The organism is Desulfofundulus sp., assembly GCF_049701015.1.
GTDB lineage: Bacteria > Bacillota > Desulfotomaculia > Desulfotomaculales > Desulfovirgulaceae > Desulfofundulus.
This window is the reverse complement of sequence record NZ_JBNATZ010000173.1, coordinates 1-5,219: the sequence shown is the minus strand read 5'-3', so window position 1 is coordinate 5,219 and position 5,219 is coordinate 1. Positions and strand designations below refer to the sequence as shown.

Genomic DNA, 5,219 nt, shown 5'->3' with positions numbered 1-5,219 from the left:
GGTCCACTTTGGTTAACACTACTACACCCCGTGTTATCTGGAGGAGCTGGATGATATCCATATGCTCTTGTGTTTGAGGCATGATTCCTTCGTCAGCTGCGATAACCAGCAGTACCAGGTCAATACCGCCGACACCAGCCAGCATGTTTTTAATAAAACGCTCGTGGCCCGGCACGTCTACAATACCTGCCTGCCGGCCGCTTGGTAAGGTCAAGGAAGCAAAACCCAACTCAATGGAGATACCCCTTTCCTTTTCTTCTTTTAGCCGGTCTGTATCTATTCCGGTAAGGGCCTTCACCAGCATGGTTTTGCCATGGTCAACATGACCGGCGGTCCCGATGATTAAATAGGTCACCTTCAAAGGACCTCCTTCCCGGGCTGAAGTGCTGCCGTGATTGCTCCGGCCAGGACCTCTATTTCTCCTGGTAAGACGGTTCGCATATCCAGAATTAAACTTTCATCCTGCAACCGGCCCATAACTGCCGGTTCTCCAGCCCGTAATAACCTGGCCAGATTTTCGCTGTTCATTTGCCGGGGTTGTACTTTTACAGCCATGGAAGGCAGGTCGGCCGTAGGCATGGCACCTCCCCCTACCCGTGAGATACAAGGTTCTATTTCAATGACAGCCTGTTCTCCCACCACCTTACGCAGTTGCTCAGCCAGTTTCCTGGCCCGTTCTTCCAGTTCTGCTATATCTGCGGTTAACATGTGCAGGGTGGGTACGTTGGCAAGTGCCCGTTCAGGCTCAAGGTAGAGCCTCAGGGTGGCTTCCAGGGCGGCCACGGTAAACTTATCGATACGTATGGCACGGGTAAGGGGGTTTTTCTTCATTTTTTCGATGTATTCTCGCCGTCCCACAATAATCCCTGCCTGGGGGCCACCTAAAAGCTTGTCGCCGGAAAAGGTTACAATGTCGGCCCCGGAGGCGACAACTTCCTGTACCGTTGGTTCTTCAGGGAGTCCAAAATCGTTCAGGTTTACCAAAAAACCACTCCCCAGGTCGCTCATGACCGGTAAACCATATTCTTTGCCCAGCATGACCAGCTCGTTAACGGTAATTTCCCGTACGAACCCTATAAGGCGGTAGTTGCTGGTATGAACATGAAGGAGAAGAGCTGTCCGGTCGGTAATGGCCCGGCGGTAATCGTCGGGATATGTCTTGTTTGTTGCCCCTACTTCCACCAGGGTGGCTCCGCTTTGGGCCATTACTTCGGGGATGCGAAATGATCCACCGATTTCTACCAGCTGTCCCCGGGAGACAATAACCTCCCGGCCCCGGGCCAGGGTGCTCAGTGCGAGCAGAACGGCAGCGGCATTGTTATTTACTACCATGGCTGCCTCTGCACCGGTCAGACTGGTCAGCAACCCTTCCAGAGGAGCGTAACGGGAACCCCGGCGGCCACTCTGGAGATCCAGTTCCAGGTTGCAATATCCAGATGCTACCATTTCTACCGCGGTTCTGGCATCACGGGCCAGCACGGCCCGGCCCAGGTTGGTATGCAGTACTACTCCTGTGGCATTTATCACCCGGCGCAGATTTGGTCGGGAGCGGCGAGCGGTTTCCCGGATTACTTCTTGAACTATCCGGGCCGTGATTTCTTCGCGCCCCATTTCATCATTTAGCTCGTTTCTTAAAAGAACCTGGCGCCAGCGATCCAGGACATGCCGGACCGTCTCCACTACCAGATTACGGGGCTTTTCGGCCAGCAGGGCCACTGTTTCCGGTGAACGCAACACTTCATCCACTGCTGGCAATTTGCGTAAAGCTTCCCTCTTGGCCATGATCGTGTGCCTCCGCTACCAGTGTCCCCAACATTATAGGACAAGTGAAGCTTTTTTAGCAAGTTCGTAGCATATCTACAAATATATACGGTATAAAAAGATGCGGTGCTCCTGGCACCGGGGACTGGAATTAGCAGGAACAGCACCTCATCCAACACTCAGTATTCCCGGATGATCTCATAAAAAGTGCTGCGCTGGGCCGGGATGAACCCCGCCTTTCTGATGCAGCGGAGTATTTCCTGTAGCGGCACTCTGTGGCTCACTCCCGCTGCCCGGACTACATTTTCTTCCAACATGGTGCTGCCGAAATCATTGGCTCCAAAAAAGAGGGCTACCTGAGCAATTTTTGCTCCCTGGGTGACCCAGGAAGCCTGGAGATTGGGCACGTTATCAAGCATCAGTCTTGCTACGGCCAGGGTGCGCAGATAATCCACCGCTGTGGCCGTTTCTCCTCCCAGCCTGGTATTCTGGGGCTGAAAGCTCCAGGGGATAAAAGCGGTAAAACCCCGGGTTTCGTCCTGAAGCTCACGCACCCGTACCATGTGCAATACCCGTTCTTCAAGAGTCTCGACATGGCCGAACATCATGGTAGCCGTGCTTTTCATTCCCAGTGTGTGGGCACAGCGCATAACCTCCATCCATTCGACCCAGGAACCCTTGTGCGGGCTGATGGCCTGGCGGACGCGGTCCACCAGTATCTCTGCCCCTCCACCCGGCAGAGAGTCCAGGCCAGCTTCTTTCAACCGGAGCAGTACCTCCTTTACCGGCAGCCCCGTCTTCCTGGTTATGTGCATTATTTCCGGAGGGGAGAAAGAGTGAATATGAATATTGAAACGTTCCTTTATGGAGCGTAGCATATCCAGGTAGTAGTCCAGACCCAGATCGGGGTGAAGGCCTCCCTGGATGAGCAGTTCAGTGCCTCCCGCCTGAATGGTTTCCTCGATTTTTTTAAAAAGTTCCTCCTTTGTAATTACATAAGCATCCGGATCCTGCGGGTTTCGATAAAAGGCACAAAAGAGGCAACGGCAATAACAGATATTGGTATAATTTATATTTCTATCGATGATAAAAGTCACCCGGTTTTCCGGGTGCCACCTGCGGCGGACCTGGTCGGCTGCCATGGCCAGGGGTAAGAGATCCGCTTCTTTCAGGATTTTCACCCCTTCTTCCAGGGAGAGCCTTTCCCCCGCTACAGCTTTTTCCAAAAGAGCGGTTATATCTGGCATCCCTCTTCACCCCAGACCAGGAGTTTAACCCTTTCCTCAATGATGCCGCTCTTATAGGCATAGTCATAAAAAGTAAGCAGTGCCCGGCGGTAGTCACCGTCAAAGTCATAGTGGATAATGCGAAAATAATCTTTTAATACCGGCAAGGGCAACCCGGTGAGCCAGTGCGCTTTTTTTAGAAGGACAGGCAAATCTGCCATGCCTATTTCGCGGGAGCGGTAAAGCAGTTCAGCCAGCGCATCGGTTTCCCGGGGGTGGACCTCGGCGAACTGCTTCCTGACAACCCATACGGCATAAACCATTTTTTCGCCGGTGAAGTCCTTCCAGGCCTCACCGAGGTCCGTTATGAACAATGGCAGTTCTTCTCTAATAACCTGCTGGTGTGCCAGCATGGCGTCGTCACCAATGAGGAGAGCCCCATCACCCATCTCCAGCATGGTCTTAAGGTCTGCTTTCACGGGGTGGAATTCTGCTTCCACATGGTAGTAATGTTCAAAGAGGATACGTAATAAAACCACGGAAGTAGCGGAGGCAGTGGTCACGCAGACCTTTTTCCCATCCAGTTCGGTAATCGGGAGATAGCTGAAAAAAAGGATACTGGCCACCCTGCCGTCGCTGGCTATGGAAAGGTGGGGTAAAATGAAACAATCTCCGGCATGGCGGGCATATTCAATAGACGAAAGAGGGGTGCAATGAAGAGCTCCCTCCAGAAACATGTGGTTTAGCCTGGTAGGGGGTCCCTTTACCAGTTCCCCATCCAGAGGAAGCAGCCCTTCTTCCAGAGCATGGTAGACCGGCAGGCAGTTCAGGTATTCCACCTGTCCCAGACGTAACCCGTTCACTGTAACCCCTCCCAGATTACATTATACAGGGTGTCCCGTTCTACAGGTATTCGTCCTGCCGCACGGATCATGTTAATAAGTCTTTGTTTGGGCATATACTGGTCCGTTTCAGCACCTGCGTCATGGGCGATCTTTTCCTCCACCACCGTGCCGTCCAGATCGTCCACTCCAAAGGAAAGAGCTACCTGTGACAGTTTGGGGCCGATCATAATCCAAAAGGCTTTGATGTGATCGAAATTGTCCAGTATCAGGCGGGCGATAGCAAGTACTTTTAAATCCTCATAACCTGTAGTGCCAGCCAGTCCCAGGGATTCCAGGCCGGTGTTTTTGGGATGAAAAGCCAGGGGAATAAAGGCCAGAAAACCACCCGTGCGGTCCTGTAGTTCCCGGAGCCGGATTAAGTGTTCCACCCTTTCTTCAATCGTTTCAATGTGTCCGTAAAGCATGGTGGCGTTGGTACGCATGCCCAGGCGATGGGCAGTTTCGTGTACTTCCAGCCAGCGTTCTCCACTGATCTTGCGCGGGCAGATCCGCTCCCGTACCCGGGGGGCGAATATTTCCGCTCCTCCGCCGGGTAAGGAGTCCAGACCAGCTTCTCTGAGCAGTTCCAGCGTTTTTTCAATTGAGAGCCCGTTGCTCCGGGCCAGGAAATCGATTTCCACGGCTGTAAAACCCTGAATTATTGCTTTGGGCAGGGCGCGACGAACCCTCCGCAGCATTTCCAGGTAGTATTCCAGACCCAGTGCCTTGTTCAGTCCACCCACAATATGGATTTCCGATACACCCTGTCCCTGGCATTCCCGCGCCCGTGCTTCAATTTCATCAAGAGTCATGGTGTAGGCCCCCCGGTCGTCGGGATCCCGTCCGAAGGCGCACAGGGGGCAGCGATTGATACAGATATTCGTATGATTAATGTGCCTGTTTACAATGAAGTACGTGCGGCTGCCGTTTTTTCGCTCGCGGACCAGGTTGGCCAGGAAACCTATGGTTAAAAGGTCCCCGGACTTGAATAAACGAACCCCGTCTTCAAAGCTCAAGCGTTCTCCGGCCTGCACTTTCTCGGCGATAGCCTTTAACTCTTCGGTTGCATGATGAAATTGGTACATAATCTCCTTCTCCTTAAGAATACGAATGTTTTTGCTGATTAAAAAAGGTGCAGAGGAAAGAGGACATCTAAAAGGGTAAAGACAAACATAACTATGCTTAATGTTCCGTTAAGGTTGAAGAAGGCCACTCCAGCACGGGAGAGGTCCTCGGGCGAAACCAGGGTATGCTGTTTAAACAGAAGGACCATGGCAATCAAAACACCGATCAGGTAGAATATCCCCAGGTTTAAGATAAATGCTGTTGAGATGAAAAAAACAACTGC

General features: G+C 52.3%; 5 protein-coding genes and 1 pseudogene. All 6 read right to left on the bottom strand.

Annotated elements, in window-relative coordinates; all coding sequences use genetic code 11:
- On the bottom strand, positions 1-355 hold a 355-nt coding region (locus ACPLUI_RS10540), incomplete at its 3' end, for a GTP-binding protein (protein WP_424660221.1).
- Between the two features lie 2 nt (positions 356-357).
- Positions 358-1,782 carry an L-seryl-tRNA(Sec) selenium transferase gene (gene selA / locus ACPLUI_RS10535; protein ID WP_424660220.1) on the bottom strand — a complete coding sequence of 475 codons (1,425 nt, stop codon included), beginning with the start codon at positions 1,780-1,782 and terminating at the stop codon, positions 358-360.
- 158 nt (positions 1,783-1,940) lie between these two features.
- Positions 1,941-3,008: a cyclic dehypoxanthinyl futalosine synthase gene (gene mqnC / locus ACPLUI_RS10530; protein WP_424660219.1), complete on the bottom strand. Its 1,068-nt coding sequence runs from the start codon at positions 3,006-3,008 to the stop codon at positions 1,941-1,943.
- Positions 2,996-3,850 (bottom strand): menaquinone biosynthetic enzyme MqnA/MqnD family protein, encoded by an 855-nt coding sequence (locus ACPLUI_RS10525; protein ID WP_424660218.1) that lies wholly within the window; start codon positions 3,848-3,850, stop codon positions 2,996-2,998. Before ACPLUI_RS10525 ends, mqnC begins: the two co-directional genes overlap by 13 nt.
- Positions 3,847-4,956 (bottom strand): aminofutalosine synthase MqnE, encoded by a 1,110-nt coding sequence (mqnE, locus tag ACPLUI_RS10520; RefSeq protein WP_424660217.1) that lies wholly within the window; start codon positions 4,954-4,956, stop codon positions 3,847-3,849. Before mqnE ends, ACPLUI_RS10525 begins: the two co-directional genes overlap by 4 nt.
- A 38-nt stretch (positions 4,957-4,994) precedes the next feature.
- Positions 4,995-5,219, bottom strand: a pseudogene (locus ACPLUI_RS10515) (4-hydroxybenzoate octaprenyltransferase); the annotation flags it as partial.

Excerpts from the sequence above, each read along its gene's own strand:
- selA (WP_424660220.1), bottom strand. The coding sequence starts at position 1,782 with ATGGCCAAGAGGGAAGCTTTACGCAAATTGCCAGCAGTGGATGAAGTG.
- mqnC (WP_424660219.1), bottom strand. The coding sequence starts at position 3,008 with ATGCCAGATATAACCGCTCTTTTGGAAAAAGCTGTAGCGGGGGAAAGG.
- mqnE (WP_424660217.1), bottom strand. The coding sequence starts at position 4,956 with ATGTACCAATTTCATCATGCAACCGAAGAGTTAAAGGCTATCGCCGAG.